This is a genomic window from Streptomyces sp. NPDC058198 (genome assembly GCF_042882605.1).
Lineage (GTDB): Bacteria > Actinomycetota > Actinomycetes > Streptomycetales > Streptomycetaceae > Streptomyces.
Genome location: NZ_JBHVVP010000006.1, coordinates 1 through 24,966 on the forward strand (window position 1 = coordinate 1; position 24,966 = coordinate 24,966).

The 24,966-nt window shown below is 72.0% G+C and carries 19 protein-coding genes; 15 read left to right on the top strand and 4 right to left on the bottom strand.

What is annotated here, in order from left to right; translation table 11 throughout:
- Positions 1–84: 84 nt before the first annotated feature.
- On the bottom strand, positions 85–540 hold the full coding sequence (locus ACFVWW_RS21130; protein WP_386879110.1) for a hypothetical protein: 456 nt from the start codon (positions 538–540) through the stop codon (positions 85–87).
- Complete coding sequence (locus ACFVWW_RS21135; RefSeq protein WP_384182749.1) at positions 537–1,316, bottom strand: hypothetical protein; 780 nt, start codon at positions 1,314–1,316, stop codon at positions 537–539. Before ACFVWW_RS21135 ends, ACFVWW_RS21130 begins: the two co-directional genes overlap by 4 nt.
- 474 nt (positions 1,317–1,790) lie before the next feature.
- Here ACFVWW_RS21135 and ACFVWW_RS21140 point away from each other — a divergent pair, with 474 nt between their 5' ends.
- The 3 genes from ACFVWW_RS21140 to ACFVWW_RS21150 all read left to right on the top strand — a co-directional run bounded on the left by ACFVWW_RS21140 (position 1,791) and on the right by ACFVWW_RS21150 (position 4,483).
- A complete protein-coding gene (locus ACFVWW_RS21140; RefSeq protein WP_384182751.1) occupies positions 1,791–3,059 on the top strand; it encodes a glycosyltransferase family 4 protein in 1,269 nt (422 codons plus the stop codon).
- Positions 3,056–3,901 (top strand): hypothetical protein, encoded by an 846-nt coding sequence (locus tag ACFVWW_RS21145; RefSeq protein WP_384182753.1) that lies wholly within the window; start codon positions 3,056–3,058, stop codon positions 3,899–3,901. The genes ACFVWW_RS21140 and ACFVWW_RS21145 overlap by 4 nt, the downstream gene beginning before the upstream one ends.
- A 366-nt stretch (positions 3,902–4,267) precedes the next feature.
- Positions 4,268–4,483, top strand: a complete 216-nt coding sequence (locus tag ACFVWW_RS21150; protein WP_384182755.1) for an I78 family peptidase inhibitor — start codon at positions 4,268–4,270, stop codon at positions 4,481–4,483.
- Positions 4,484–4,588: 105 nt separating this feature from the next.
- On the opposite strand, the gene ACFVWW_RS21155 is transcribed toward ACFVWW_RS21150, so the two are convergent.
- Positions 4,589–5,572, bottom strand: a complete 984-nt coding sequence (locus ACFVWW_RS21155) for a phosphatase PAP2 family protein (protein WP_386879109.1) — start codon at positions 5,570–5,572, stop codon at positions 4,589–4,591.
- A gap of 426 nt (positions 5,573–5,998) precedes the next feature.
- On the opposite strand from ACFVWW_RS21155, the gene ACFVWW_RS21160 reads away from it, so the two are divergent.
- Positions 5,999–7,813: an MFS transporter gene (locus ACFVWW_RS21160; RefSeq protein ID WP_386879108.1), complete on the top strand. Its 1,815-nt coding sequence runs from the start codon at positions 5,999–6,001 to the stop codon at positions 7,811–7,813.
- Between the two features lie 91 nt (positions 7,814–7,904).
- Entirely contained in the window at positions 7,905–9,101 is a 1,197-nt protein-coding gene (locus ACFVWW_RS21165) for an acyl-CoA dehydrogenase family protein (RefSeq protein WP_384182763.1), read from the top strand.
- A 34-nt stretch (positions 9,102–9,135) separates the two neighbouring features.
- Here ACFVWW_RS21165 and ACFVWW_RS21170 read toward each other — a convergent pair whose 3' ends face one another.
- The gene (locus ACFVWW_RS21170) at positions 9,136–9,570 is read right to left on the bottom strand and encodes a cell division protein SepF (protein ID WP_386879107.1); all 435 of its coding nucleotides are present in this window, start codon (positions 9,568–9,570) and stop codon (positions 9,136–9,138) included.
- Positions 9,571–9,848: 278 nt separating this feature from the next.
- Between ACFVWW_RS21170 and ACFVWW_RS21175 the strand changes: the two genes are divergently transcribed.
- The 10 genes from ACFVWW_RS21175 (at position 9,849) to ACFVWW_RS21220 (ending at position 24,907) form a co-directional block, all read left to right on the top strand.
- Positions 9,849–11,081: a DUF5685 family protein gene (locus ACFVWW_RS21175; RefSeq protein ID WP_386879106.1), complete on the top strand. Its 1,233-nt coding sequence runs from the start codon at positions 9,849–9,851 to the stop codon at positions 11,079–11,081.
- A gap of 396 nt (positions 11,082–11,477) precedes the next feature.
- Positions 11,478–13,442: an FAD/NAD(P)-binding protein gene (locus ACFVWW_RS21180; protein ID WP_386879105.1), complete on the top strand. Its 1,965-nt coding sequence runs from the start codon at positions 11,478–11,480 to the stop codon at positions 13,440–13,442.
- 76 nt (positions 13,443–13,518) lie between these two features.
- Positions 13,519–14,592: an LLM class flavin-dependent oxidoreductase gene (locus tag ACFVWW_RS21185; protein WP_386879104.1), complete on the top strand. Its 1,074-nt coding sequence runs from the start codon at positions 13,519–13,521 to the stop codon at positions 14,590–14,592.
- Positions 14,589–15,935 carry an NtaA/DmoA family FMN-dependent monooxygenase gene (locus tag ACFVWW_RS21190; protein WP_386879103.1) on the top strand — a complete coding sequence of 449 codons (1,347 nt, stop codon included), beginning with the start codon at positions 14,589–14,591 and terminating at the stop codon, positions 15,933–15,935. Before ACFVWW_RS21185 ends, ACFVWW_RS21190 begins: the two co-directional genes overlap by 4 nt.
- 5 nt (positions 15,936–15,940) lie before the next feature.
- The gene (locus tag ACFVWW_RS21195) at positions 15,941–16,759 is read left to right on the top strand and encodes a DUF1684 domain-containing protein (protein ID WP_386879102.1); all 819 of its coding nucleotides are present in this window, start codon (positions 15,941–15,943) and stop codon (positions 16,757–16,759) included.
- Between the two features lie 236 nt (positions 16,760–16,995).
- Complete coding sequence (locus ACFVWW_RS21200) at positions 16,996–17,895, top strand: S1 family peptidase (RefSeq protein ID WP_384182782.1); 900 nt, start codon at positions 16,996–16,998, stop codon at positions 17,893–17,895.
- 101 nt (positions 17,896–17,996) lie between these two features.
- The gene (locus ACFVWW_RS21205) at positions 17,997–18,701 is read left to right on the top strand and encodes a hypothetical protein (protein ID WP_384182784.1); all 705 of its coding nucleotides are present in this window, start codon (positions 17,997–17,999) and stop codon (positions 18,699–18,701) included.
- Between the two features lie 335 nt (positions 18,702–19,036).
- On the top strand, positions 19,037–20,155 hold the full coding sequence (locus tag ACFVWW_RS21210) for a S1 family peptidase (RefSeq protein ID WP_386879101.1): 1,119 nt from the start codon (positions 19,037–19,039) through the stop codon (positions 20,153–20,155).
- A 199-nt stretch (positions 20,156–20,354) separates the two neighbouring features.
- Complete coding sequence (locus ACFVWW_RS21215; protein WP_386879100.1) at positions 20,355–23,894, top strand: DNA polymerase III subunit alpha; 3,540 nt, start codon at positions 20,355–20,357, stop codon at positions 23,892–23,894.
- Positions 23,891–24,907, top strand: a complete 1,017-nt coding sequence (locus ACFVWW_RS21220; protein WP_386879099.1) for a hypothetical protein — start codon at positions 23,891–23,893, stop codon at positions 24,905–24,907. Before ACFVWW_RS21215 ends, ACFVWW_RS21220 begins: the two co-directional genes overlap by 4 nt.
- Positions 24,908–24,966 lie beyond the last annotated feature (59 nt).

Genomic DNA, 24,966 nt, shown 5'->3' on the forward strand with positions numbered 1-24,966 from the left:
GCCCGGCGCGGAATCATCCGCGCCGGGCCCCACGGCTTCCGGCTGTCAGGGGCTGCCAGGACCCCGAGGAGCCCGGGGCGCTGCTCAGGCGCCGCGGCGTGGGCCCGGCGGAAGGGCCGCCGGGGGGAGGGCCGCCGGAGTGTGCCGCCCGGTGTGCTGCCGGGGATCCCGCTGCCAGGAGCCTGCGTACGACGTGTGACCGAGCGCGCCGTGGCCGCCGGCGTGAGCGGCGTGCAGCCCGGTGCCGAAGGCCGTGAAGCCGAGGTTCTCCTCATTGCTCCGGTCGCCGGGCAGCGCCCTGAAGGACCGGCGGAACTCGGAGTAGAGCGCGTCGTAGATCGGCGTCGTGGAGTACCCGTCCGCTACGTCCCGCGCGGGGCGCATGGAGGAGATCTGGCGCTGGTACTGGTGGCGGGAGGGGTCGTATGAGTGCACATACGTGCCAACGACCCCGCCGTCCGTCGGATGCGGGCTGTCCCCGGAATTCGCCGCTGACGTGGGGCGGGACAGCCGGGCGGTGGGGCGCCGGGCCTCCGTCACGTGCCGGCCAGCGGCATCGCGGCGGCGACCAGCCTGCCGTTGACGACGGCCTTCTCCAGGGCGTCGCGCAGCAGGTCCTCGCGGGGCTGCTGGCCGATGGAGCCGACCGGCGCGGCGAAGACCAGCACGGTGTGTGACCTGTTGGCCGCGGTCCGCCAGCCCTCGGTGACCTGGAGCGGCTGATGGGCCTGCCACCAGGCGACCGGGCCGGTGGTGCCGGGCTGCAGCACGGCGTGCAGCTGGCCCATGGCGAGGAGCACCGACCAGCCGGACAGCAGGACGGGCAGCCGGTTCAGATCGGTGACCGGCTGGAAGCCCTGCTCGACGAGGAGCGGGAGGAATTCGTCGGTGGCGCCCCTCGACCCCGGCCTGGCGATGGCGACGGTCGGCTCGACGACCAGGGCGGGATGCAGATCGCCCCCGATCAGCACCAGCCCGCTGGTGACACCGAGGACGGCCTGGCCGGCGCCGGTGGAGTGGGCCCCCTGCCCCTGCGGCTCGTTGCCGGTGATGCTCCGGACCGCGCCCTGGAGCTGGTCCTCGGCGACCTGGACGACCTGGGAGGGAATGCAGGTGGCGTGGGCGAAGGCGAGAACGGCGGTCTCCTCACCGACGAACAGCACGGTGCTGGTCCGCTCCTGTTCGGAGTCGCCGGGGGTCCGGCAGGACGTGCAGTCGTAGCTGCCCGGGGAGTTCTCGCCGGCCAGCAGCCGGTCGGCTTCTTCGTCGCCGATCTCGGCGCGTACGTCCTCGCTGACGTCGAGCATGCGCGGCACGGGTGGCTCCTCGAACTCGGTGCGTGGGCCGGGCTGTTCCCGGCTCGTAAAGAGACAACGGGTGAGCCGTCGCCGGAGTCACGCGCCGGAGGGCATGGAATCGAACCATCCGGTGCTCCGGGCGAGCCGTCGGCCGGAACGAGTCATTCCCTCTCAACACCTGCTGGCCGCCGGGAAGTTGACCCGGTATGACGAGCCGCAGGTCAGTAGAGCGACCAGTCGACAAATCGGGAGATCGGCCAATCAAAGGGGTGGCTGAATCTCGTTGGTCCTTCCGGTGGTTTCGGCGTACCGGCAGGCGGCCGCGTCGGCGCGTGATCGTACGGATCCGCCGGAAGTCGGCACCATGTGGGTCATTTCCGCGTCTACCCAGTTGGTCCTCCGGGACCGCGGGGACCGCGCCGCGGGGAAGCGCCGTGAGCACCGCACCGACCGCACCGCAAGGACCGTCAGGACCAGGGGGCTCAGCAGGGCATGCACATCTCATTTCTGCTCCACAACGCGTACGGCATCGGCGGCACGATCCGGACCACGTTCACCCTCGCCGGGACGCTGGCCGAGCACCACGACGTGGAGATCGTCTCGGTCTTCCGCCATCGGGAGGAGCCGACCATGGGCGCCCCCGCCGGCGTGCGCCTGCGTCACCTGGTCGACTTACGGCGGGGGAGCCCCGGCTACGAGGGCGAGGAACCGGAGTACGGCCGGCCCGCCAGGGTCTTCCCGCGCGGCGACGGCCGGTACCGGCAGTACAGCCGTCTCACCGATGCCAGGATCGCCGCCCATCTGCGGTCCCTGGACGCCGATGTCGTCGTCGGCACCCGCCCGGGACTCAATGTCCACATCGTCCGGCAGGCCAGGCGCGGCCCGGTACGCGTCGGGCAGGAGCATCTGACCCTCGACAGCCACGGCGTCCGGCTCCGCCGCGAGATCGGCCACCGCTACCGGCTGCTCGACGCGGTCACCACGGTCACCGAGGCCGACGCGCGCGCCTACCGCAGCCGGCTGCGGCTGCCCGGCGTACGGATCGACGCCGTCCCCAACGGCGTGCCGGTGCCCACCGTCGCCCCGGCCGACTCCACCGGCAAATGGGTCGTCGCCGCGGGCCGGCTCACCCGGGTCAAGCGGTACGACCTGCTGGTACGGGCCTTCTCCCAGGTGGTGGCCGCCCGTCCCGACTGGCGGCTGCGGATCCACGGCAGCGGCGACGCGACCGGTGACGAGAAGGCGGCGCTCCGGGCGCTCGTCGAGGAGTGCGGTCTGTACAACCACGTCTTCCTGATGGGCCCCGCCGACCCGCTGGAGGCGGAGTGGGTCAAGGGATCACTCGCCGCTGTCACCTCCAGCCGCGAGGCTTTCGGCATGACCATCGTCGAGGCGATGCGCTGCGGCGTCCCGGTCGTCGCCACCGACTGCCCGCACGGACCGGGCGAGATCATCGAGCACGGTGTCGACGGACGGCTGGTGCCGACGGGGGACGTGGACGCGATCGGCGGGGCGCTGCTCGGGCTGATCCAGGACGACGAATTACGCCGGCGCACGGGGCAGGCGGCGCTCGCCGCCTCGGCCCGCTTCGACCCGGCGCGTATCGCCTCGCGCCACGAGGCGCTCTTCACCGACCTGGCCAGGGGCCACCGGGGCACGCTGCGCGACGCGGTGAACCGGGGCGGCAGCGCGGCACTGAGCGGCGCCGCCACCGTGCGCGACAAGGCAGTCGACGTGATCAGAAAGGGCAGAAAGGCATGAACGGACCCATCGGGCGCCGGGCGTCGTCCGCCGTGTGTGTCGCCGACTGCATCGCCGACTCCGCGGGCGGGATCACCTTCGACATCACGGGGGACGCACGGCCCGACGCGGTGCTCGTACTGCGCCGCCGCGGTGGCCGGGCCTCCGCCGCGGCGGCCGGGGACGGTGCGGACGACGAGGTACGGCTGCCCCTGACGGGGGCGGGGAAGTCCCGGCTGCGTGCCGTGCTGCCCAGCACGGTCGAGCTGGCCGAGGGGCACTGGGACGTCCGTACGGGAGTCTCCGGCGAGCAGCCCGTACGGCCCGGCGTCCGGGACGTACGGGCGCTGGTCGACCGGATCCCCGGGGCGGGCCGGGTCGCCGCCCGTGTCCCGTACCCGACCGGCGACGGCCGGCTCGCCGTCCGCTCCTGGGTCCGCGCGCCGCACGCCGAGGCCGGGACGGTCCGCTGCGAGCAGGACACGACCACGGTCGAGGGCGTGCTGTACGGCGCGGAGCTGGGGCAGGACGCGCAGGCGGAGGCGCGGCTGCGGGGCGGCGACCGGACCCACCGGGTCGCCGTGACCGGCCGGGGCGAGGTCTTCACCTTCACCCTCCCGTACGGTCCGCTCGCCGCGAAGCCCGTCGAGGAGCGGCAGTGGTGGGACCTGTGGCTGCTCCCCACGCGCGACGCCGCCGGGATACGGATCTCCCGCATCCTCGACGACGTCTGGGACAAGCGGGGCATCTACGTCTATCCGGGGCACGGAGCGGACGGCTGGCTGGCCGCCCCGTGCTACACGGGCGACAACGACTTCTGCGTACGGCTGGATCCCGCGCCCGCCACGGATCCCGCCCGGTGAGCAGGGGAGCGTCCTGGCGCGCCCCGGGCTGACGGGGCGGGTACGAAGCGGGATACGAACGGATCGAACGTGTCGTCCATCGGCGGATTGTGCGGGGAATTCGTGAATTCTCCTACGGGCCGTCAATTGCCGACGAAGTTCGGCGGGCCGCTGGAGAAGGGAATTCAGAAGAGAGAATTTGTGTGATCTTCGCTGTCGAGCAATTACACGAGAGTGGGTCAGGAACCGCCCATTGGAGTGATGCCGTTCGGCTCCGAAGCGTGTCGTGGCCCTGTGACAGAAGTGTGACCGGTGACGGAAGGGAAGCGTTCTGCCCGGTATCCGCCCGGCTTCCTTCACCGGCCCCGGGCGCCTACGGTGAGTGGTATGGCACCCATACCGACCCCTCCCGCAGAGCCCGTCGACGACCTCGAGTCGTACGTCGGCCTCGATGCCGAGACCGCCGAGCAGCGCGCCCGTGAGCATGGCTGGACCACGGTCAGAGGGCTGCCGCCGGGCTCGATCATCACCATGGAGTACGTGGTGGGCCGGCTGAACTTCGAGGTCGACCACGGCACGGTCATCCGCTGCTGGCACGGCTGAGCGCCCGGACGGACCCGCTGACCTACGGAAGCCCCGGCCGGAGCCGGGGCTTGCGTATGCGGGGAAGAGGCTGTGCGTACCGTCCCCGCCGTCTTCCGGTGCTGGTCAGCCGCCCGTCACCGGCCTCGATCGCGGCGGGCGACGGCTGCCGGCCGGAGTGATCGGAGTCCGCTCCGAGCGCACCGCGTGCGGCCGGGGCTGGGTGAGCTGTCCGGTGCTCCGGTTGGCAGTGGTGCGGCCGCTGTGACCGGCGGCGATCGGCTCGCGCCCCACGGCCTCGCCGTTCGCCCCGGCCCCCTGGAGCACCGGTGCGGGGCGCCTGCCCCCGGCCGCGACCGGGGTGGAGGGGACGGTCCTGCGGCGCGCACGCCACCGCTCGCGCACCGCGAAGACCGCCAGCTCGGACCGGCCGATCAGCGGCTCGAACCAGGGCAGCGCCAGCAGGATCAGCAGACCGGCGGCCCAGCCGAGCAGCACATCGCTCAGCCAGTGCGTGCCGAGGTAGACGGTCGTCGCGCCGACGCCCAGGGCCACCACGGCCGACAGGACGGACAGATAGCGCCTGGCCCGCGGGGTGGTGGCCAGATAGGCCAGGATTCCCCAGGTCACAACGGCGTTGGCGGTGTGTCCCGAAGGAAATATATCGCCGCCCGCGAAGAGCTCGGCCGAGCCGATCTGCGTCGCGTAGTGGGGGCCGAGCCGCCCGAGGCCGATTTTGACCGCTCCGACGGTCACGTTGAGCAGCAGCAGGGCGGCGCCGAGGGCCAGCAGCGGCCGCAGCGTGTGCTGACGCCAGGAGCGCCAGCCCAGCCAGGCAGCGATCATCACGGCGGTCGGCCCGCGCTGGCCGAGCACCACGAAGTAGTCGAGGAAGGCATGCAGGCCGGGCCACTGCTGATAGGGCCGGAAGAGCATGACCTTCCAGTCGAGGGTCACCAGCGAGGACGAGACGAGCACGGCAACGACGATGGCGAGATAGAACGCCAACGTCCCGCCGAAGAGAGCCTTGCGGGTGCGGCTCATCCGCGGGATCTCTATCTTCGGCGGTTCCGGCTCCCGGTCCAGGCGGGCGAAGATGTCGGTACGCACCCAATCGACGTTACAGCGAGTGAGTGACCGAACAGGTCGTTCAGGTCTCTTTGTGATGACGATGTGATGTGGAGTATGTCTCAGGTCGCGGCTTATTCAAGGCGGTTCCCGAAAACCAAGTGACCTTGGGCCCTATTAATCGACACGCCGTTCCGGGAGCCGTCTTTGTGCGGAACGGAATTAGTTCACCGTGGCGTCGCGTGGAATTTCCCTCTTGCTCGCGCGCGGCCGGGGCCCCGGTGCCGGCCGGCCGGAGTGGCGTACGCCACACTGCCTGGTCGGAGCGGTGAGAGATGCACCACGCGCCACACGCGTTCACTCGCGTACGCTGGCGGCTTCACTCGCCCGTCGATGCCGGGCCGCCCCGAGGGCCTCATGGACCCGTCAGGCCCGCCGAGCGCGAGGGACGCATTGGGAGGTACTCAGATGTCCGGGACCACCACGGCCGGAACACGGCTGCGCGCGGCCGCCGGCGGCGGTGCCAACCGCTGGGTCGTCCTGGTCGTCCTCTGCATCAGTCTGCTGCTGGTCGCGCTCGACGCGACCGTGTTGCATGTCGCCGTCCCGGCCGTGACCGCCGACCTCGGCCCCAGCGGGGTCGAGCTGCTCTGGATCGTGGACGCGTATCCGCTGGTCTGCGCCTCCCTGCTGATCCTCTTCGGCACGCTCGGCGACCGCATCGGACGACGGCGGGTGCTGCTGCTCGGGTATGCCCTCTTCGGGGCCGCCTCGGCTGTCGCGGCCTTCGCCGGCACGCCCATGGTGCTGATCGGGGCGCGCGCCCTGCTCGGCGTCGGCGGCGCGATGATCATGCCGGCGACCCTCTCCATCCTGCGCGCGGTCTTCCCCGACCGGCGCGAGCGCGCCATGGCCATCGGCATCTGGACCGCGGTCGCGGCCGTCGGCGCCGCCGTGGGTCCGGTCCTCGGCGGCTTTCTCGTCGAGCACTTCTGGTGGGGATCGGTCTTCCTGATCAATATCCCGCTGCTCGCGGTCATCCTGCCGCTCGGCCGCCTGGTGCTGCCCGAGTCGAAGGGCTGCGGTGACGGGCCCTGGGACGTGCTCGGCGCGCTGATGGCGGCGGCCGGGGTGCTCGGGGTGGTCTTCGGGGTGAAGCGGCTCGGCGCCGGAGAGGGACCGCTCGACCTCGCGACGCTGGGCCCGCTCTGTCTCGGCGCCGCCCTGCTGGTCCTCTTCGTCCGCAGACAGCGCCGCAGGACGCATCCGCTGATCGACATGCGGATGTTCGCCAGGCCCGCCTTCTCCACCTCCGTGGGCTGCATCGTCCTCGCCATGCTGGCCCTGGTCGGCCTGGAGCTGATCGCCGTCCAGTACCTCCAGCTCGTGCTGGGACTCAGCCCACTGGAGACCGGACTGCGGCTGCTGCCGCTCACCTTCGCCGCCATGGCCGCGGGCGCCACAGGATCGGCCACGCTGCGCCGGGTCGGCCCGCGCCGGATGGTGGCCTGGGGCTTCGTCCTCACCGCCGGCGCCGTACTGCTGCTGGTCCTGATGGGACAGCACGACCGTCCCGCCCTGCTGACCTCGGCCTTCGTGCTGCTCGGCTTCGGGCTGCAGACCACGCTCTTCGGCGCGTACGAATCGATGCTCAGCGAGGCGCCTCCCGAACAGGCGGGCGGGGCGGCGGCCATAGGCGAAACGTCCTACCAGCTGGGCGCCGGCATGGGGATCGCCCTGCTCGGCAGCGTGATGAACGCGGCGTACGCGCCGGCGATGTCCTCGGTGAAGGGCGTCCCCGCGGCCGCGGGATCGGCGGCGGGCGAATCGCTCGGTGAGGCCTATCAGGTCGCCTCCCGTCTCGGCGGGACCGCGGGGGAGACCCTGCGGACCGCCGCCCGCGACTCCTTCGTGCACGGCCTGCATGTCACGCTCCTGGTCAGCGCGGTTCTGCTGCTGCTCGGCGCGCTGGCCGCGCTGCGGCTGCCGAAGCTCATGGACTGCCAGGCGCTCGGCGAAGACGCGCCGCGAGAGGCGCGGGACGTACCGCGGGAGGCGCGGGACGTCCCGCCGCCGAAGCAGCGGTCGGTGGAACGGGCGCCGGCCGTGCGGGGCGCGGCGAAGCCGCCCGAGCCGCCGGAGAAGCGGCCGCCCCGGCCGCGCAGAGCGCCGGAGCGGCGGGAGCCCGCCGAGGCGCCGGGTCCGCGGGAGACCGCTGACGCCGCCCTCGTGCGCAGCCGGGGGCCCGCCGAGCGGGCCGGGTCTGGACGCGGTCCACGCTGAGCCGTAACGTCAGCACCGAGCGTAACTAACAGTGCTAGTTTTAGACCGGCCCCGGCCGGTCGAGCCCGTGCGAGCCGCCGGAGGCCACCTCATGTCCGCACCGTCCGCCGTGAAGCCCCCGCCCTTCGACCCCGGCGACCCGCTCGGCCTGGACGATCTGCTCGATCCGGAGGACCTGGCGATCCGGGACACCGTGCGGGCCTGGGCCGCCGACCGGGTCCTGCCGCATATCGCCGAGTGGTACGAACGCGGCGAGCTGCCCAACATCCGCGAGCTGGCCCGGGAACTCGGCGGCCTCGGCGCGCTGGGCATGTCCCTGACGGGCTACGGCTGCGCGGGCGCCACCGCCGTCCAGTACGGACTCGCCTGTCTGGAGCTGGAGGCGGCCGACTCCGGTATCCGCTCCCTCGTCTCCGTGCAGGGCTCGCTCGCCATGTACGCGATCCACCGCTACGGCTCCGAGGAGCAGAAGCAGCGCTGGCTGCCCGGCATGGCGGCCGGCGAGATCATCGGCTGCTTCGGCCTCACCGAGCCCGACCACGGCTCCGACCCGGCCGGCATGCGCACCCATGCCGCGCGGGACGGCAGCGACTGGGTGCTCACCGGCCGCAAGATGTGGATCACCAATGGTTCGGTGGCGGGCGTCGCCGTCGTCTGGGCGCAGACCGACGAGGGCATCCGCGGCTTTCTCGTCCCGGCGGGCACCCCCGGTTTCTCGGCCCCGGAAATCACCCATAAGTGGTCCCTGCGAGCGTCGGTCACCAGCGAACTGGTCCTCGACGGCGTACGGCTGCCCGCCGACGCCGTCCTCCCGGAGGTCACCGGACTGCGCGGACCGCTCAGCTGTCTGAGCCACGCCCGCTACGGAATCGTGTGGGGCTCCATGGGCGCGGCGCGCGCCAGCTTCGAGTCGGCGCTCCAGTACGCCAGGACGCGCGAGCAGTTCGGCCGGCCGATCGGCGGCTTCCAGCTCACACAGGCCAAGCTCGCCGACATGGCCGTCGAACTGCACAAAGGCATCCTGCTCGCCCACCATCTGGGCAGGCGCATGGACGCGGGCCGGATCCGCGCCGAGCAGATCAGCTTCGGCAAGCTCAACAACGTGCGGGAGGCGATCGAGATCTGCCGCACCTCGCGGACCATCCTCGGCGCCAACGGGATCTCGCTGGAATATCCCGTGATGCGGCATGCGACGAACCTCGAGTCGGTGCTCACTTACGAGGGCACCGTCGAGATGCATCAGCTTGTGCTGGGCAAGGCGCTCACCGGCCTCGACGCCTTCCGGTGAACCGCTCCGTCCGGTGAACCGGTGAGCGCCCTGCTCAGCTCTGGTTGAAGAAGCCGTCCTGGGAGCGGCTCGCGGCGGCGCCCGTGACGATCTCGGTGTCGGCGGGGGTCAGCAGGAAGACCCGGGTGGCCACGCGCTCGATCGAGCCACGCAGCCCGAAGGCCAGTCCGGCGGCGAAGTCCACCACGCGCTTGGCGTCGGCGGGCTCCATGGCGGTGAGGTTCATGATGACCGGCGTCCCGGCCCGGAAGAGCTCGCCGATGCCCCGGGCGTCCCGGAACCCGTCCGGGGAGACGGTGGCGATTCTGCGGTCCTGCTCATGGGCGACCTCGGAGGCGACCCGTACCCGGGGGTCGGTCTTCCAGGTGTCGCCGTTCTCCGCACCCTCGGCGTACTCGTCGTCGTAGTACCGCTCGTCGTTGTCCTCAACGAGGCCCAGCCAGGCACTCGCCTTGCGCACCGATCCCATGGACGCCTCCTTTCACCGCGGTCACTTCTCGTTCCCTATCCCTATCGTCGTCCATGATGCGGATTGCGCGCCAAGGGGATAGTCGGCGCGCAGGCGATTCGTGACGGTACTGGTGCAGAGGATGTGGCGGTTCGTCAAGGTTCTTCCTGCGTAGGGGCCTTGAATCGGATCAAAATATGAACTTCGGGCCAGAAGGGTGACGCGGGGGGGCGTACGGGTGAACGGGGTCACTCGGTACGATGCGTCGCGCCCAGCTGAACGACTCTCGGGGGACCGTCATGTTCGGAATCGTCAGACCGTGCAGCCACCGCCTCACGGGCGGTCTCAAGGCCGAGTGGATGGCCCATCTCTGCGGGCTGTGCCTGGCCCTTCGCTCCGACCACGGGCAGTTCTCCCGGGTCGTCACCAACTACGACGGCCTGATCGTCTCGGTTCTGACGGAGGCTCAGACCGAACGTGCCACCGGACAGCGGCGCACGGCCGGCCCCTGTCCGCTGCGCGGGATGCGTACCGCTCCGGTCGCCCGGGGCGAGGGGGCGCGTCTCGCGGCCGCCGTGTCGCTGGTGCTGGCCTCGGCGAAGGTGCGGGACCACGTCGCCGACCGCGACGGCCTGTTGGGGCGCCGGCCGCTGGCGGCCGCCGCGCGCCGGGTCGCCACCGGCTGGGACCGGGCGGGCGCCCGTACCGGCGCGGAGCTGGGCTTCGACACGGCCGTCCTGGTCGACGCGGTCGACCGGCAGCAGGAGATCGAGGCGCTGGCCGGTCCCGGCAGCTCGCTGCTCACCGTCACGGAACCGACCGAGACGGCCACCGCGGCCGCCTTCGCGCACACCGCCGTACTGGCGGGCCGGCCGGGCAACCGGGAGCCGCTGGCCGAGGCGGGGCGGCTCTTCGGACGGCTCGCGCATCTGCTGGATGCCGTGGAGGACCAGGGAACTGACGCGGCGTCGGGTGCCTGGAACCCGCTCACCGCGACCGGCACCTCACGGGCGGAGGCCCGGCGGCTCGCCGACGACGCCGTGCACGGAATCCGGCTCGCACTGCGGGACGCGGAGTTCACCGACGACGCGCTGGCGCATGTGCTGCTGGCGCACGAACTGCGCACCTCGGTGGACCGCGCGTTCGGTACGTCGGCCTGCGCGCACGAGGGGCACAGCGGCCAGCACGGTGGGCAGTACGGCGGACAGCACGGCGCGGGACCGCAGGGCGGCCAGGCCGCCGGACCCTACGGCTCGAACAATCCGTACGGCGGCGGGAACCCGGGCGCACCGGGCGGGCCGGGCGCACCGGGCGGTCCCGGTCTGCCGCCGCCCGGCTTCCAGCAGGAGCCGCCGAAGCCGGGCCGACGCGGCTTCTGGGCCGGCTGCGCGGTCTTCGTCGGACTCTGCTGCACCTGCAAGCTCTGTTGTGCGAAGGAGTACGAGGGCCCGTGGTCGCGCAAGAAGCGGGAGGGCTGCTGCCGGGAGTGCGACTGCGACCCCTGTCCCGACTGCTGTGACTGCAGCTGCTGACGCGGCCGCGGGCAGCCGCGACGGAGGTGTGTGCGAGGGGGGGAAAGACGTGGTTCTCTGCGTGTGAAGGCACGCGGGGACGGCGCGCGAGCGCCGGACATACCGGAGGCCGTGCAGGGCGTCAGCTCAACAGGAAGAGGACCACACTCGACCGAAGTCGATGTGGGAGCGGGTGACCAGCCACTGCTGCGAATACATGGGCCAAGTGGAACAGGCATCCGTTTCCGCGTCAACCGGCCCCGGACGGCCGCTCACAGTGCGGACAAGCTTGACAACCGGCCGTGCACACGCCGTAGCCTCGCCCTGACAAGCGGTTCGTGCTGAGGGGCTCGATCCGCCTGCGCTGTCTGTGAAGGCACTTCCCGTGTTCGATCCCGGTATCCACGGAGCCTTCGCATGCCTGTGTCTTCGCATTCCGTCCGCAACCCGCCCGTGACCCCGTCTGTTGTCGTGGTCGGGGCAGGTCCGCGCGGCACGGGCTTCCTGGAGCGGCTCGCCGCCAACGCGCCCTCCCTGTACGGCGATCTGCCGCTGGACATCCATCTCGTGGACCCGCATCCGCCCGGCGGCGGCCGGATCTGGCGCCGCGACCAGTCGCCGCTGCTCTGGATGAACTCCATGGCCGAGGACGTCACCATGTTCACCGACGATTCGGTGGCCCTGGCCGGGCCGGTACGGCAGGGGCCCGCGCTGCACGAATGGGCACAGGACATCAGGGAGGGCCGCTCGCGGATCTCCACCGAGTCGGAGCGGTCCGAGTCGCAGGGGTCCGGGTACGCGCACGAGACCGCCGGGCCCGGACTCCGCGCGGAGATAGCCGCCCTGACCGGCCAGACCTTTCCCAGCCGGCGGGTGCAGAGCGCCTATCTGAGCTGGGTCTACGAACAGACCGTGGCCGCCCTGCCGCCCGGCGTCACCGTCCACCGGCACCCCACCCGCGCCCTGCGCGTCAGCGGTCCGCGCGGCGGTCGCCAGCGGGTATGGCTGGAGGACCGCACCGAACCGCTGCTCGCCGATCTCGTCGTGCTGACCCTCGGCCATCTCGACGGCGAACCGGACGCGGAGCAGCGGGAGTTGAGCGAGTTCGCCCGGCGGCACGGACTGGTCCACCTGCCGCCCGACTTCACCGCGGACAGCGATCTGTCCGCCCTGCCCGCCGGTGAACCGGTCATCGTCCGCGGCTTCGGACTCGCCTTCGTCGATCTGATGGTGCTTCTCACCGAAGGACGCGGCGGCCGCTACTCCGCAGACGCCGCAGATGCCGGTGACGACGGCGGGGAGCTGGTCTACCACCCCTCGGGGCGCGAACCGGTCCTGCACGTCGGATCGCGGCGCGGTGTCCCGTACCACTCCAAGATCGGTTACGCCCTGGACGGCGAACGGCCCCCGCTGCCCCGCTTCCTCGGCCCCGCGCAGACCGACGAACTGCTGAGCAGACAGGCCCCGCTCGACTTCCGGCGCGATGTCGAGCCCCTCATCGACAAGGAGCTGGGCTACGCCCACTACCACCGGCTCTTCACCGCCCACCCCGAGCGCACCCGCGTCGGCTGGACCGACTTCGAGGAGAAGTACGCGGCCGCCGACCCCGGCAGCCCCGAGCTGGACACCCTCGTCACCGCCGCCGTCCCCGACCCCGCCGACCGGCTCGACCTCGACGCGCTCGACCGCCCGCTGGACGGGCTGAGCTTCCCCTCGTACGACGCCCTCCAGGACGGGCTGCGCGACTACATCGACGCCGACCTCGCCCGCCGGCACGATCCGTCCCACAGCCCGGATCTCGCCGTCTTCCTCGGGCTGCTCTCGGTCTACGGCCAGCTGATCCGCCTCGGCGACCTCGGGGACACGGGCGGCCGGTGGCACGGCTTCTTCAGCTATCTCGCCTCGGGCCCGCCGGGCCCCCGGCTGCGCCAGCTGCTCGCCCTCTCCCGGGCCGGCGTCGTCCGCTTCCTCGGCGCGGGTGTGACGGTGGAGGCCGACGAGCGGCGCGGACTCTTCCGGGCCGCAAGCGCCGTCGTACCGGGGGAGCACGTCGAGGCGCGCGCCCTGGTCGAGGCCCGGCTGCCCGACCCCGCACCGGAACGCACCCGCAGCCCACTGCTGCGCGCGCTGTACGAGGAGGGGGCCGCCACCACCTCGGCGGGGCTGGTCCGGGTCGATCCGGGCGACGGACGGCTCCTGGAGAGCGACGGCCGCCCCCATCCCCGGCGCTTCGCGCTCGGCCCGTACACCACCGCGCGGTCCAGCGGAGCCTTCACCCGGCCGCGCACGGGCGGCCCGGCCTTCCGGCAGAACGACGCCACCGCGCGGAGCGCGCTCACCCTCCTGCGTGAGCTCTCCTGTCGCACGAGCCTCAGCGCCTGAGGACAGGTCACCCGACAGGCTCTGAGCTGCCGCAGCCCTCCCGACCGTCCCGAACCGAAGCTGGAAGGCCCTCCCCATGTCCGCCACCCGCCCCCTGCATCTGGCCGCCGAGATCGGCGGTCCACCGCGGTACGACGCCGCGTGGTACGTCGAGCTCGCCCAGCTCGCCGAGCGCGGCGTTCTCGACTTCGTCACCCTCCAGGACTCCTTCGCGCGCCCGGGGCTCGACGCGCTCGCCGTACTCTCGCGGGTCGCTCCCGCCACCGAACGCGTCGGTCTGGTGCCCACGGTCACCACCACCCACACCGAGCCCTTCCATGTCTCCGCCGCCGTCGCCACCCTGGACTGGGTGAGCCGCGGCCGGGCCGGCTGGCTCGTCGACGTGTCGGCGACCCCGGCCGAGGCCCGGCTCTTCGGCCGCCGTCCGGCCGCTTCCGCCGCGGCTCTGTGGCAGGAGGCGCGCGAGGTGGCCGAGGTGAGCGCTCGGCTGTGGGACAGCTGGGAGGACGACGCCGAGATCCGTGAGGTCGTGACCGGACGCTTCGTCGACCGCGACAAGCTGCACTACGTCGACTTCGAGGGGGCCACGTTCAGCGTCCGTGGCCCGTCCATCGTGCCCAGGCCGCCGCAGGGCCACCCGGTCACCGTGGTCGCCGCGACCGACGGGCACAGCAGGGAGACCGCCGCGCGCCACGCGGACGTCGTGCTGGTCAGGGCCGGCCGGGCGGAGGAGGCGGGCGCGCTCCGCGAGAAGCTCCGGTCACGCGCCGCCGAGCACGGCCGCGACCCGGACACCCTGCGGGTACTGGCCGCGCTCACCGTCGACCTCGGCGACGGCGAACGCCCGCTGGAACCCGGCCTGGACAGCGCCCCGCGCACCACGGCCGGCGCCGGCGGAGCGCACTACCGCGGTGGGCCCGTCGACCTCGCCGAACTGATCGCCGGCTGGCACGGCGCCGGCGCCGTGGACGGCTTCCATCTCACGCCCGCCGAGCCCTGGCGCGATCTCGAACGGCTCGTCAACGGCACCGTGGCGCTGCTCCAGCACCGCAGCCGGTTCCGTACCTTCCATCCGGGCGGCACGCTCCGCGAGCATCTCGGCCTCGGCCGTCCGGCCAACCGGTACGCGCCCGCCGCGGGGACCTCATGACCACGGAACCGACCGGCACCGGTACTACCGCCGGCCGTAAGCAGATCCATCTCGCCGCCCACTTCCCCGGGGTCAACAGCACCACCGTCCGGACCGACCCCCGCTCCGGGTCGCAGATCGACTTCTCCTCGTTCGAGCGGCTGGCCCGTACCGCCGAGCGCGGGAAGTTCGACTTCTTCTTCCTCGCCGAGGGGCTGCGGCTGCGGGAGCACAACGGGCTGATCCACGACCTGGACGTGGTCGGCCGGCCCGAGTCCCTCACCGTGCTGAGCGCGCTGGCCGCCGTCACCGGCCGGCTGGGCCTCGCCGCCACCGTGAACGCCACCTTCAACGAGCCGTACGAACTGGCCCGCAGGCTCGCCACCCTCGACCATCTCAGCGCCGGCCGGGCCGCCTGGAACGTCGTCACCTCCTCCGATGCCTTCACCGGGGAGAACTTCCGGCGCGGCGGCTATCTCGACCGCGCCGAGCGCTACACCCGGGCCGCCGAGTTCGTCGCGACCGCCCGGGAGCTGTGGGACTCCTGGACCCCCGCGGGCCCCGGCTCCCCGCACGGCGCTCCCCGGCCCTTCGCCCACTCCGGCCGGCACTTCGGGATCGAGGGGGAGTTCACCGTCCCCCGCTCCCCGCAGGGCCACCCCGTGGTCATCCAGGCGGGCGACTCCGAGGAGGGCCGGGAGTTCGCCGCCGCCACGGCCGATGTTGTCTTCACCCGCCACGGCACGCTGGAGGCGGGCCGCGCCTTCTACGCCGACACCAAGGCCCGGATGGCGAAGTACGGCAGGAGCCCCTCCGACCTCAAGATCATGCCGGGGGTCACCTGCGTGCTCGGCGACAGTGACGCCGAGGCGCAGGAGCGGGCCGCCGAGATCCGCAGGCAGCAGGTCTCCCCGCAGAACGCGATCCTCGCCCTGGAGCGGGTCTGGGGCCGCGACCTCTCGGCGTACGACCCGGAAGGACCGCTGCCCGACATCGACCCGGACCCGGATTCCGGCCTGGTTCAGGGCCGGGTGAGGGTCGGCGATCCGCTCGCCGTCGCGGCCAGATGGCGGGCGCTGTCCGAGGCCAAGGGCCTGTCCATCCGGGCAACCGTCATCGAGACCACCGCGCGCCAGTCCTTCATCGGCACCCCCGAGACCGTCGCCGGGGCGCTCGACACCTTCGTCAGGACGGACGCGGCGGACGGCTTCATCCTCGTACCCCATCTCACCCCCGGCGGACTCGACGACTTCGTCGACCTGGTCGTACCGCTCCTCCAGGAGCGCGGGGCCTTCCGCACCGACTACACGGGTGCCACCCTGCGGTCGCATCTCGGGCTTCCCGGCCCCGTATGGAAAGGTTGATCAGCATGACCACCGAAGCGCCTGCCGCGCACGCCGCGCCCACGGACCCCGTCCAGGACTGGAGGGGCTGGCACGAACAGCGTGTCTTCACCGTCTCGGCGCCGTACGGACCGCTCTCGCTCACCGGCACCCACTGGCTCGCCGACCATCCCGAGGGGCGCCTTCCCGCGCTCCCCGGGGTGTGGCGCGAGGACGGCGACGAGGTGGTGCTGACCGCGGCGGCCGGGGACGGCCTGACCGCCGGCGGCGCGCCGCTGGACGGCGAGATCCGGCTGAGCGCCGACCTCGGCCCGTTCGAGGAGTCCCGGATCGCGGCCGGTGCGCGCAGGCTGGTCGTGCTGCGCCGCGAAGGGCTCTGGGCCGTCCGCGACTTCGATCCGAGGTCCGACGCGCGGCGCGCGTTCCTGGGCATCGAGGCCACACTGTACGACGCCGGCTGGGAGCTGCCCGGCCGCTTCCGCCCGTACGACGAGAGCCGCACCGTCCAGGTCGAGAACGCCGACGGACGCGAACGGGGCCTCGGACTCGGCGGCGAGATCGCCTTCACCGTCGGGGGTACGGAGCACACCCTCCAGGCCGCGGTGGAGACGGACGGCTCCCTCTGGGTGGTCTTCGCCGACACCACCAGCACAAAGGACAGCTACCGCTTCCGCTTCCTGCGCCCCGGCGTGCCGGCCGAGGACGGAACGGTGACCGTCGACTTCAACCGCGCGCTGCTGCCGCCCTGCGCCTTCGCGGACCACTTCATCTGCCCGTTCCCGCCGCCGGGCAACACCCTCCCGATCGCCGTCCCGGCGGGCGAACGCCACCTCGTCGCCGGCTGACACCACTGCCGTTTCTCCTGGTGAAAGCCGTCGCAGGAGGCCCTTCCGCACCGTGGACACCACCGTTCACGGTCGGCCAAAAGGCGCCCTTGCGCGGCCAGTTGCGTCACCCGATACTCCCGATCAGCGCTTGCCAGAGGCACGGTCCGGCCGGACTCCGGACGGACGCCCCCGGCTGCGCCTCACGGGCCCGGCACCCCTCCGCGGCCCCCGATTCCCCTCGGGAGGAACGCCAAGTGAGGATCAAGCGCACCACCCCCCGCAGTGGCATAGCCAGACGCACGCGTCTGCTCGCCGTCACCACCGGACTCGTCGCCGCGGCGGCGTTCGCGGTACCCGCCGCGAACGCCGGCACGGCCGGCACGTTCAGCGCCAACCAGCTCACCGCGGCGAGCGACGCCGTACTGAACGCCGATGTGGCCGGCACCGCCTGGTACATCGACAAGGCGAGCAACGCCCTGGTCGTCACGGCCGACAGCACCGTGTCCCAGGCGGAGATCGCCGGGATCAAGCAGGCCGCCGGAGCCAACGCCGGGGCGCTGCGCGTCGAGCGCACCCCGGGCACGCTCTCGAAGCTCATCTCCGGCGGCGACGCCGTCTACGCCACCAGCTGGCGCTGCTCGGCCGGATTCAATGTCGTCAGCGGCAGCACCTACTACTTCCTGACCGCGGGCCACTGCACCGAGGGCAACCCGCCCTGGTACACCAACTCCACGCACACCACGAGCATCGGCCCCACGGCCGGAACCAGCTTCCCGGGCAACGACTACGGCATCGTGCGGTACTCCAACACCTCGCTCGCCCACCCGGGCACGGTCGGGAGCGTCGACATCACGGGCGCGGCCAACGCCACGGTCGGTATGGCCGTCACCCGCCGCGGCTCCACCACCGGCATCCACAGCGGCTCCGTGACCGGCCTCAACGCCACGGTCAACTACGGCGGCGGCGATGTCGTGTCCGGCCTGATCCGCACCAACGTCTGCGCCGAGCCCGGCGACAGCGGCGGCCCCCTCTACTCCCGCACCCTCGCCATCGGCCTGACCTCCGGCGGCAGCGGCAACTGCTCCTCCGGCGGCACGACCTACTTCCAGCCGGTCACCGAGGCCCTGAGCGCCTACGGCGTCACCATCCTCTGACCCACGCGGACCCACCCGCATACTGATAGATCGCGGTCAACAGCAGGCGAGCCCCCGGCCGAACTCCGAGCGGGGGCTCGCTTCTTGGTGGAGGAGAGAGATTGAGTACCACACGGCCCCGCCCGTCGACACCCGCGTCCGACACCCAACGGCGGATCCGACGCAGCCCGTTGCTGTTCACGGCGCCCATCGTGCTGCTCGGGATACTCGTCGTGGTCCTCCTGTGGGAGATAGTCCGGTCCAATATGACGGCGGAAGCACAGATCGAGTGGCCCTGGCGGCTGCGGCTGCTCGACGCGGATCCGCTGGGAAGTCTGCTGGCGGTCGGCGCCGGTGTGGTCTTCGGCAGGGCGCAGTACGCCCGTACGGTCAGGCCCTATCTGGGGTGGCGGGCGGCCTGGGAGAAGGGGCACCTGAAGTCGGACGCCGCGGCGTGGCGCGTGGGCATCCTCAATGGCGGGCAGCACGCCGCGGTAATCGAGAGCTGTGACTGCCGAGTGGTCCTGGCGGGGCAGAGCGACAGCGCCGACGCACAGTGGACAGACGTAGCCGACGCCACGGCCGTACTGGCCGCGGCGGGACTGACGGTCAGGGAAGACTTCCTGATCGTCAACTTCGGTGCGGGATTCCCTCTGGTCAGCACGGGAAACTACGAGACCGTGACGGCGGGGACCTTCTCGAAGCGCTTCGTCGACGAGGTTGAGGCGCTGTATCTACGGGTGCGTGTCACGGATGCCGTGGGCGACAGCCATGAGCGGATCGTGGACTGCCTGAAGGCGGCGAGGATCTCACCCCGCTCCGCGTAGCCCTCCGGATCTCACCCTGGCAGGGGCGGCCCGACCGGCTGCCCGGCGTGCCGTGCGGCCTGGTTCGCGATGATCGTCCTGGGCAGGGGGCGATAGCACCGGTCCGATCCGTACATCCGGTAGCGGCGATTTCAAGACAGGACTAGTCCTCACTCGCTGATGAAGCGGTGATTGCACCGGGTGTTCGCAAACGGGACCGTCCCTGGGCAGCCCGGGGTGGCGAGTGGTCGGGGGTGCGGTGGGTTTGTCGAACGTACGTCCTGAAGTCGACCTTGTGTGTTACCGGCCAGTCTCGAAATAGTGGGCACGTCAACCTCCGTGTCAGGACACCCCACATGCCCTGGCGCGGCCCCCACAGGAGGTCAGAGTTGAAGCATCTGCGTGTTTCCAAGAAGCGGGCGACCATGGCCGGCAGTGCCGTTGTCGCTCTGGTGATGGCGGGCGTTACCTTCCAGACTGCGAACGCCAGTGAGGCGACTCCTGAGTTCACGGTGAAGTCGCTGACGGCGACGGCGGCCGGAAACCTCGCATCCACCCTCGATGAGAGCCTGGGCGCCGACGCGGCCGGCTCGTACTACGACGCCACGTCGAAGGCGCTCGTGGTGAATGTCGTCAACGAGCAGGCGGCCGAGACCGTTCGCCAGTCGGGCGGCAAGGCCAAGCTGGTCGAGAACACCCTCGCCGAGCTCAAGAGCGCCCGGCAGACCCTCACCGACAAGGCGACCATCCCGGGTACGTCCTGGGTCGTCGACCCGGTGACCAACAAGGTGGTCGTCACGGCCGACCGTACGGTCAAGGGCGAGGCGTGGAGCAAGCTCAGCGGCGTGGTCGAGGGGCTGGGCGGCAAGGCCGAACTCAAGAAGACGGCGGGGGAGTTCAAGCCCCTCATCGCCGGCGGCGACGCCATCTGGGGCGCGGGCTCGCGCTGCTCGCTCGGCTTCAACGTGGTCAAGGGCGGCGAGCCGTACTTCCTGACCGCCGGGCACTGCACAGAGGCCGTCCAGAGCTGGTCCGACTCGCAGGGCGGCGGGGAGATCGGGGCGAACGAGGGCTCCAGCTTCCCGGGCAACGACTACGGCCTGGTCAAGTACACCGCCGACGTGGCGCACCCGAGTGAGGTCGACCTCTACGACGGCAGCACGCAGGCGATCACCGGTGCGGGCGACGCGACCGTCGGCCAGACCGTGACCCGCAGTGGTTCCACCACCCAGGTGCACGACGGTCAGGTCACCGGGCTCAACGCCACCGTGAACTACGGCGGCGGCGACATCGTCGAGGGGCTCATCCAGACCACGGTCTGCGCCGAGCCGGGCGACAGTGGCGGCGCGCTCTTCGCGGGCAGCACCGCGCTCGGGCTGACCTCGGGCGGCAGCGGCGACTGCTCCTCGGGCGGTGAGACGTTCTTCCAGCCGGTGCCGGAGGCGCTCGCCGCGTACGGTGCCCAGATCGGCTGACCGAAGATCGGCCGCGAAGACCGGCCGGCGCGCAATCGCTTCACGGAGCCCGGCCCACCACTGGTGGGCCGGGCTCTTCCGGTATCCGCGCAGGTGGGAAGGGGCTGAGTGGCCGAGCCCCCGGCTATCGCACGAACGTTCGAAACTTGGTCTATGGTGGAGGACGGGGAGGTGAGAACGGAATGATCCAGGAGGTGCGATGCCCGGTTTCACGCATCTGCACACCGTCTCCGGGTTCTCCCTGCGGTACGGGGCCTCCCATCCGGAGCGGCTGGCCGAGCGCGCCGCCGGGCGCGGCATGGACGCCCTCGCCCTGACCGACCGCGACACCCTCGCGGGCGCGGTCCGCTTCGCCAAGGCATGCGCCAAGGAGGGGGTGCGGCCGCTCTTCGGGGTGGAGCTCGCGGTGGGTGAGCGAGCGCGCAAAGAGGGGCCCACCGAGCGACGGCGCATCCCGGTGCGCGGCGGCGCCTTCATCGACGAGTCCGCGCCCCGCGCGGTCTTCCTCGCCAGGGACGGCGCGGCGGGCTGGGCGGAGCTGTGCCGGCTGGTCTCCACCGCGCACGCCTCGGGAGACGGCGGCCCGCTGCTGCCCTGGCAGGACAATCACGGCGCCGGCCTGACCGTGCTGCTCGGACCCGGCTCCGAGATCGGCCTGGCCCTCGCGGCGGGACGCCCCGACCGGGCCGCCCGGCTGCTCGCGCCCTGGCGCGAGATCTACGGCGACGCGCTGCGTCTGGAGGTCGTGCACCACGGGCGCCGGGGCACCGGGGCGGGCTCGCTGCGGCATGCCGCCCGTACCCTCGGCTTCGCCACCGAGCAGGGCGTACGGGCCGTGCTCAGCAACGCCGTGCGCTACGCCGACGCCGGACAGGGCCCGGTCGCCGATGTCCTCGACGCGGCCCGCCGGCTGGTCCCCATCGACCCGCGCAGGGGCCTGGACAGCGGGGAACGCTGGCTCAAGGACCCGGCCGGGATGGTCCGTACCGCCGAGCTGGTCGCCGAGGCCGCCGGATTCCGGCGTGACACCGCGCACCGGCTGCTGGCCCTGACCGAGGAGACCGCCGCCGGCTGTCTGGTCGACCCCGAGGACGATCTGGGGATCGGTACCGTCCACTTCCCCGAACCGCGGCTGGTCGGCGCGGACCGCCGTACCGCCGCGCGGGTGCTGCGCTCGCGCTGCGCCGCCGGGATGGTGCTGCGCGGCTACGACCGGGACCGGGAGTACTGGGCGCGGATGGACACCGAGCTGCGCACGATCGACCGGCTCGGCTTCGCCTCGTACTTCCTCACCGTCGCCCAGGTCGTCGACGATGTACGGGGGATGGGCATCCGGGTCGCCGCGCGCGGCTCGGGCGCCGGCTCCCTGGTCAACCATCTGCTGGGGATCGCACACGCCGACCCGGTCGCGCACGGACTGCTGATGGAACGGTTCCTCTCGACCCGGCGGCCCGGACTGCCCGACATCGACATCGACGTCGAGTCCGCGCGGCGGCTGGAGGTCTACCGCGCCATCCTCGGCCGCTTCGGCCCCGAGCGGGTCGCGGCCGTCGCCATGCCGGAGACCTACCGGGTGCGCCATGCCGTACGGGACGTGGGCGCGGCCCTCTCCATGGACCCGGCCGAGATCGACCGGATCGCCAAGTCCTTCCCGCACATCCGGGCCCGTGACGCGCGCGCCGCGATGGAGGAGCTGCCGGAGCTGCGGGCCGTGGCGGGGGAGAAGGAGAAGTACGGACGGCTGTGGGAGCTGGTGGAGGCGCTGGACGCGCTGCCGCGCGGGATCGCCATGCACCCGTGCGGAGTGCTGCTCTCGGACGCCTCGCTGCTGCGCCGTACCCCGGTGGTGCCGACCAGCGGCGAGAGCTTCCCCATGTCCCAGTTCGACAAGGAGGATGTCGAGGAGCTGGGGCTGCTCAAGCTCGATGTGCTGGGCGTACGGATGCAGTCGGCGATGGCGCACGCGGTCGCGGAGATCGCACGCGCCACGGGGGAGACGGTGGACCTCGACGATCCGGAGCAGGTCCCGGAGGGCGATCCGGAGACCTACCGGCTGATCCGCTCGGCCGAGACGCTGGGCTGCTTCCAGATCGAGTCGCCGGGCCAGCGCGATCTGGTCGGCAGGCTCCAGCCGGCCACCTTCCACGATCTGGTGGTCGACATCTCGCTCTTCCGGCCGGGACCGGTGGCGGCCGACATGGTGCGGCCGTTCATCGAGGCCAGGCACGGCCGGGCGCCCATCCGTTATCCGCACCCGGACCTGGAGGAACCGCTGCGCGAGACCTATGGCGTGGTCGTCTTCCACGAGCAGATCATCCAGATGGTCGACATCATGACCGGCTGCGGCCGGGAGGAGGCGGACAAGGTACGGCGAGGTCTGTCCGACCCCGAGTCGCAGGGCAGGATCCGCGCCTGGTTCGAGCAGCGGACGCGGCGGAAGGGGTACGCGCCCGAGGTCGTCGCGCGCGCCTGGGAGATCGTCGAGGCCTTCGGCTCGTACGGCTTCTGCAAGGCGCACGCCGTCGCCTTCGCCGTACCGACCTATCAGTCGGCCTGGCTCAAGGCGCATCATCCGGCTGCTTTCTACGCCGGGCTGCTCACCCATGACCCGGGGATGTATCCGAAGCGGCTGCTGCTCGCGGACGCCAGGCGGCGCGGCGTGCCGGTGCTGCCGTTGGATGTGAACCGGTCGGCGGCCGCACATAAAATCGAACTGGTGTCTGATAGCAGGGGTGCGGGCGAGGTGTGGGGGCTGCGGCTGGCGCTCGGTGACGTCCATGGCATCAGCGAGGCGGAGACGGCACGGATCGCGGCGGGACAGCCCTACTCCTCGCTGCTGGACTTCTGGCAGCGGGCCAGACCCGGCCGGCCCGTCGCCGAACGGCTCGCCCAGGTGGGCGCGTTGGACGGATTCGGCGCCAACCGGCGCGATCTGCTGCTGCATCTGTCCGAACTGCACGGAGCCCAGCGGAAGACCGGCTCCTACGGGGATCAGCTTCCGCTCGGCGGCGGGCGGCGGACCGCCCCCGCCGGACTGCCCGACCTGGGTGACGCGGAACGTCTCAGTGCCGAGCTGGGCGTACTCGGCATGGATGCCTCTTGCCATCTGATGGAGGATCACCACGCGTTCCTGAAGGAGCTGGGAGTGATGTCGGCCAGGCGGCTGCGCGAGGCGCCGCACGGCAGGACCGTACTGGTCGCGGGTGCCAAGGCGGCGACCCAGACCCCGCCGATCCGCTCCGGCAAGCGGGTCATCTTCACAACGCTGGACGACGGTACGGGCCTGGTCGACCTCGCCTTCTTCGACGACAGCCACGAGGCGTGCGCGCACACCGTCTTCCACTCCTGGCTGCTGCTGGTGCGCGGGGTGGTGCAGCGCCGCGGCCCGCGGAGTCTGAGTGTGGTGGGCGCCGCGGCCTGGAATCTGGCGGAGCTGGTGGAGCTGCGGAAGGCCGGCGGGCTGGACGCGGTCGCGGCCGCGCTGGACGCTCCGGGGCCGGCGGTTTCCGATAACGGCCGGGGCCCGGCGGTTTCCGACAACGGCCGGGGCTCGGCGGATTCCCCGGGCTCGTCGGGTTCGGGCCCGTCGGGTTCCCCGGGCTCCTCCGGTGACAACGGCCGGCGCATCCACCTGCCCACGGGCTATGAGATGAATCCCTGGGCAGACCTCCAGCCGCCGGGCGAAGGCATGCCGACCGGACGGAAGCTGTGGCACTCCAGCCCGGGGAGCGCGGGATGATCCTCTGCGTCCGGTTCCATTCCGGACCGGTCGAGCACGCCTCGGGGCGGGCGACGAGCGGGGCCGAGGCGGCGCTGCCCGCCCTGCTCGGGCTGATCGAGGACATCAGTCCTGTCGTCCAGGCGCTGCCGCCGGACGCCGCGCTCGTTGATGTACGCGGCGCGGAGAGGTACTTCGGGCAGGACGCGGCCGGGATCGCCTCCGTACTGCGGGTGCGGGCGCTCGCGCATCTCGGCGCCGGCTGCACGATCGGGGTGGCCGCCACCCCGATGCTGGCCCGGATGGCCGTCCGGCAGGCCGAGCCGGGAGCGACCTTCGTGGTGGCCGACGACGAGCGCGCGGTGAGGCGGTTCCTGGAGCCCAGGCCGGTCGCCGCGCTGCCGGGGATCGGCGCCGCGACGGCCCGCGTACTCCGCTCGTACGGACTCGACACCGTCGGGAAGGCCGCGGCCGTGCCGCTGTCGACGCTCCAGCGGATCGCCGGGGTACGCATAGGGCGCGAGCTGCACGAGAAGGCGCACGGCGTCGACCGTACGGCGGTCGCCCCGAACGCCGCCGCCCGCTCACTGGCCGCTGAACGCGCCTTCTCCCGCGACGAGCTGGACCGGGGGGCGCAGCGGCGCGCACTGCTCTCGATCGCCGGGGAGCTGGGCGTACGGATGCGGGGAACGGACCAGGTGTGCCGCTCACTGGCGCTCACCGTGCGGTACGCCGACCGGTCCACGACCACGCGTACGCGCGCTCTCGTGGAGCCGACCGCCCATACCCCGGCGCTGGCGGCCGCCGCCTACGCGTTGCATGACGCGCTGGGTCTGCAGCGTGCTCGGGTGCGCGCTGTTTCCCTCCGGGCCGAGAGGCTGACCGACGTCGAATTCGCCGGCCATCAGCTCACTTTTGACCAGCGGGCGACTCGCGCGCGCACGCTGGAGCCGGTGATCGACCGGCTCAACTCCCGGTGGCCCGGGGCGGTCAGGCCCGCGACGCTCGCCGGTCCGGCTCGTGGCGCCGCCTGAGAGCCTGTCGGCCGGTACCGCCGCCGCGAGTTTTTACCGACGCGTAACTTCCCTCCGCA

Coding starts and splice junctions, on each gene's coding strand:
- ACFVWW_RS21140 (WP_384182751.1), top strand. CDS start 1,791: ATGCACATCTCATTTCTGCTCCACAACGCGTACGGCATCGGCGGCACG.
- ACFVWW_RS21145 (WP_384182753.1), top strand. CDS start 3,056: ATGAACGGACCCATCGGGCGCCGGGCGTCGTCCGCCGTGTGTGTCGCC.
- ACFVWW_RS21150 (WP_384182755.1), top strand. CDS start 4,268: ATGGCACCCATACCGACCCCTCCCGCAGAGCCCGTCGACGACCTCGAG.
- ACFVWW_RS21160 (WP_386879108.1), top strand. CDS start 5,999: ATGTCCGGGACCACCACGGCCGGAACACGGCTGCGCGCGGCCGCCGGC.
- ACFVWW_RS21165 (WP_384182763.1), top strand. CDS start 7,905: ATGTCCGCACCGTCCGCCGTGAAGCCCCCGCCCTTCGACCCCGGCGAC.
- ACFVWW_RS21170 (WP_386879107.1), bottom strand. CDS start 9,570: ATGGGATCGGTGCGCAAGGCGAGTGCCTGGCTGGGCCTCGTTGAGGAC.
- ACFVWW_RS21175 (WP_386879106.1), top strand. CDS start 9,849: ATGTTCGGAATCGTCAGACCGTGCAGCCACCGCCTCACGGGCGGTCTC.
- ACFVWW_RS21180 (WP_386879105.1), top strand. CDS start 11,478: ATGCCTGTGTCTTCGCATTCCGTCCGCAACCCGCCCGTGACCCCGTCT.
- ACFVWW_RS21185 (WP_386879104.1), top strand. CDS start 13,519: ATGTCCGCCACCCGCCCCCTGCATCTGGCCGCCGAGATCGGCGGTCCA.
- ACFVWW_RS21190 (WP_386879103.1), top strand. CDS start 14,589: ATGACCACGGAACCGACCGGCACCGGTACTACCGCCGGCCGTAAGCAG.
- ACFVWW_RS21195 (WP_386879102.1), top strand. CDS start 15,941: ATGACCACCGAAGCGCCTGCCGCGCACGCCGCGCCCACGGACCCCGTC.
- ACFVWW_RS21210 (WP_386879101.1), top strand. CDS start 19,037: ATGCCCTGGCGCGGCCCCCACAGGAGGTCAGAGTTGAAGCATCTGCGT.
- ACFVWW_RS21215 (WP_386879100.1), top strand. CDS start 20,355: ATGCCCGGTTTCACGCATCTGCACACCGTCTCCGGGTTCTCCCTGCGG.
- ACFVWW_RS21220 (WP_386879099.1), top strand. CDS start 23,891: ATGATCCTCTGCGTCCGGTTCCATTCCGGACCGGTCGAGCACGCCTCG.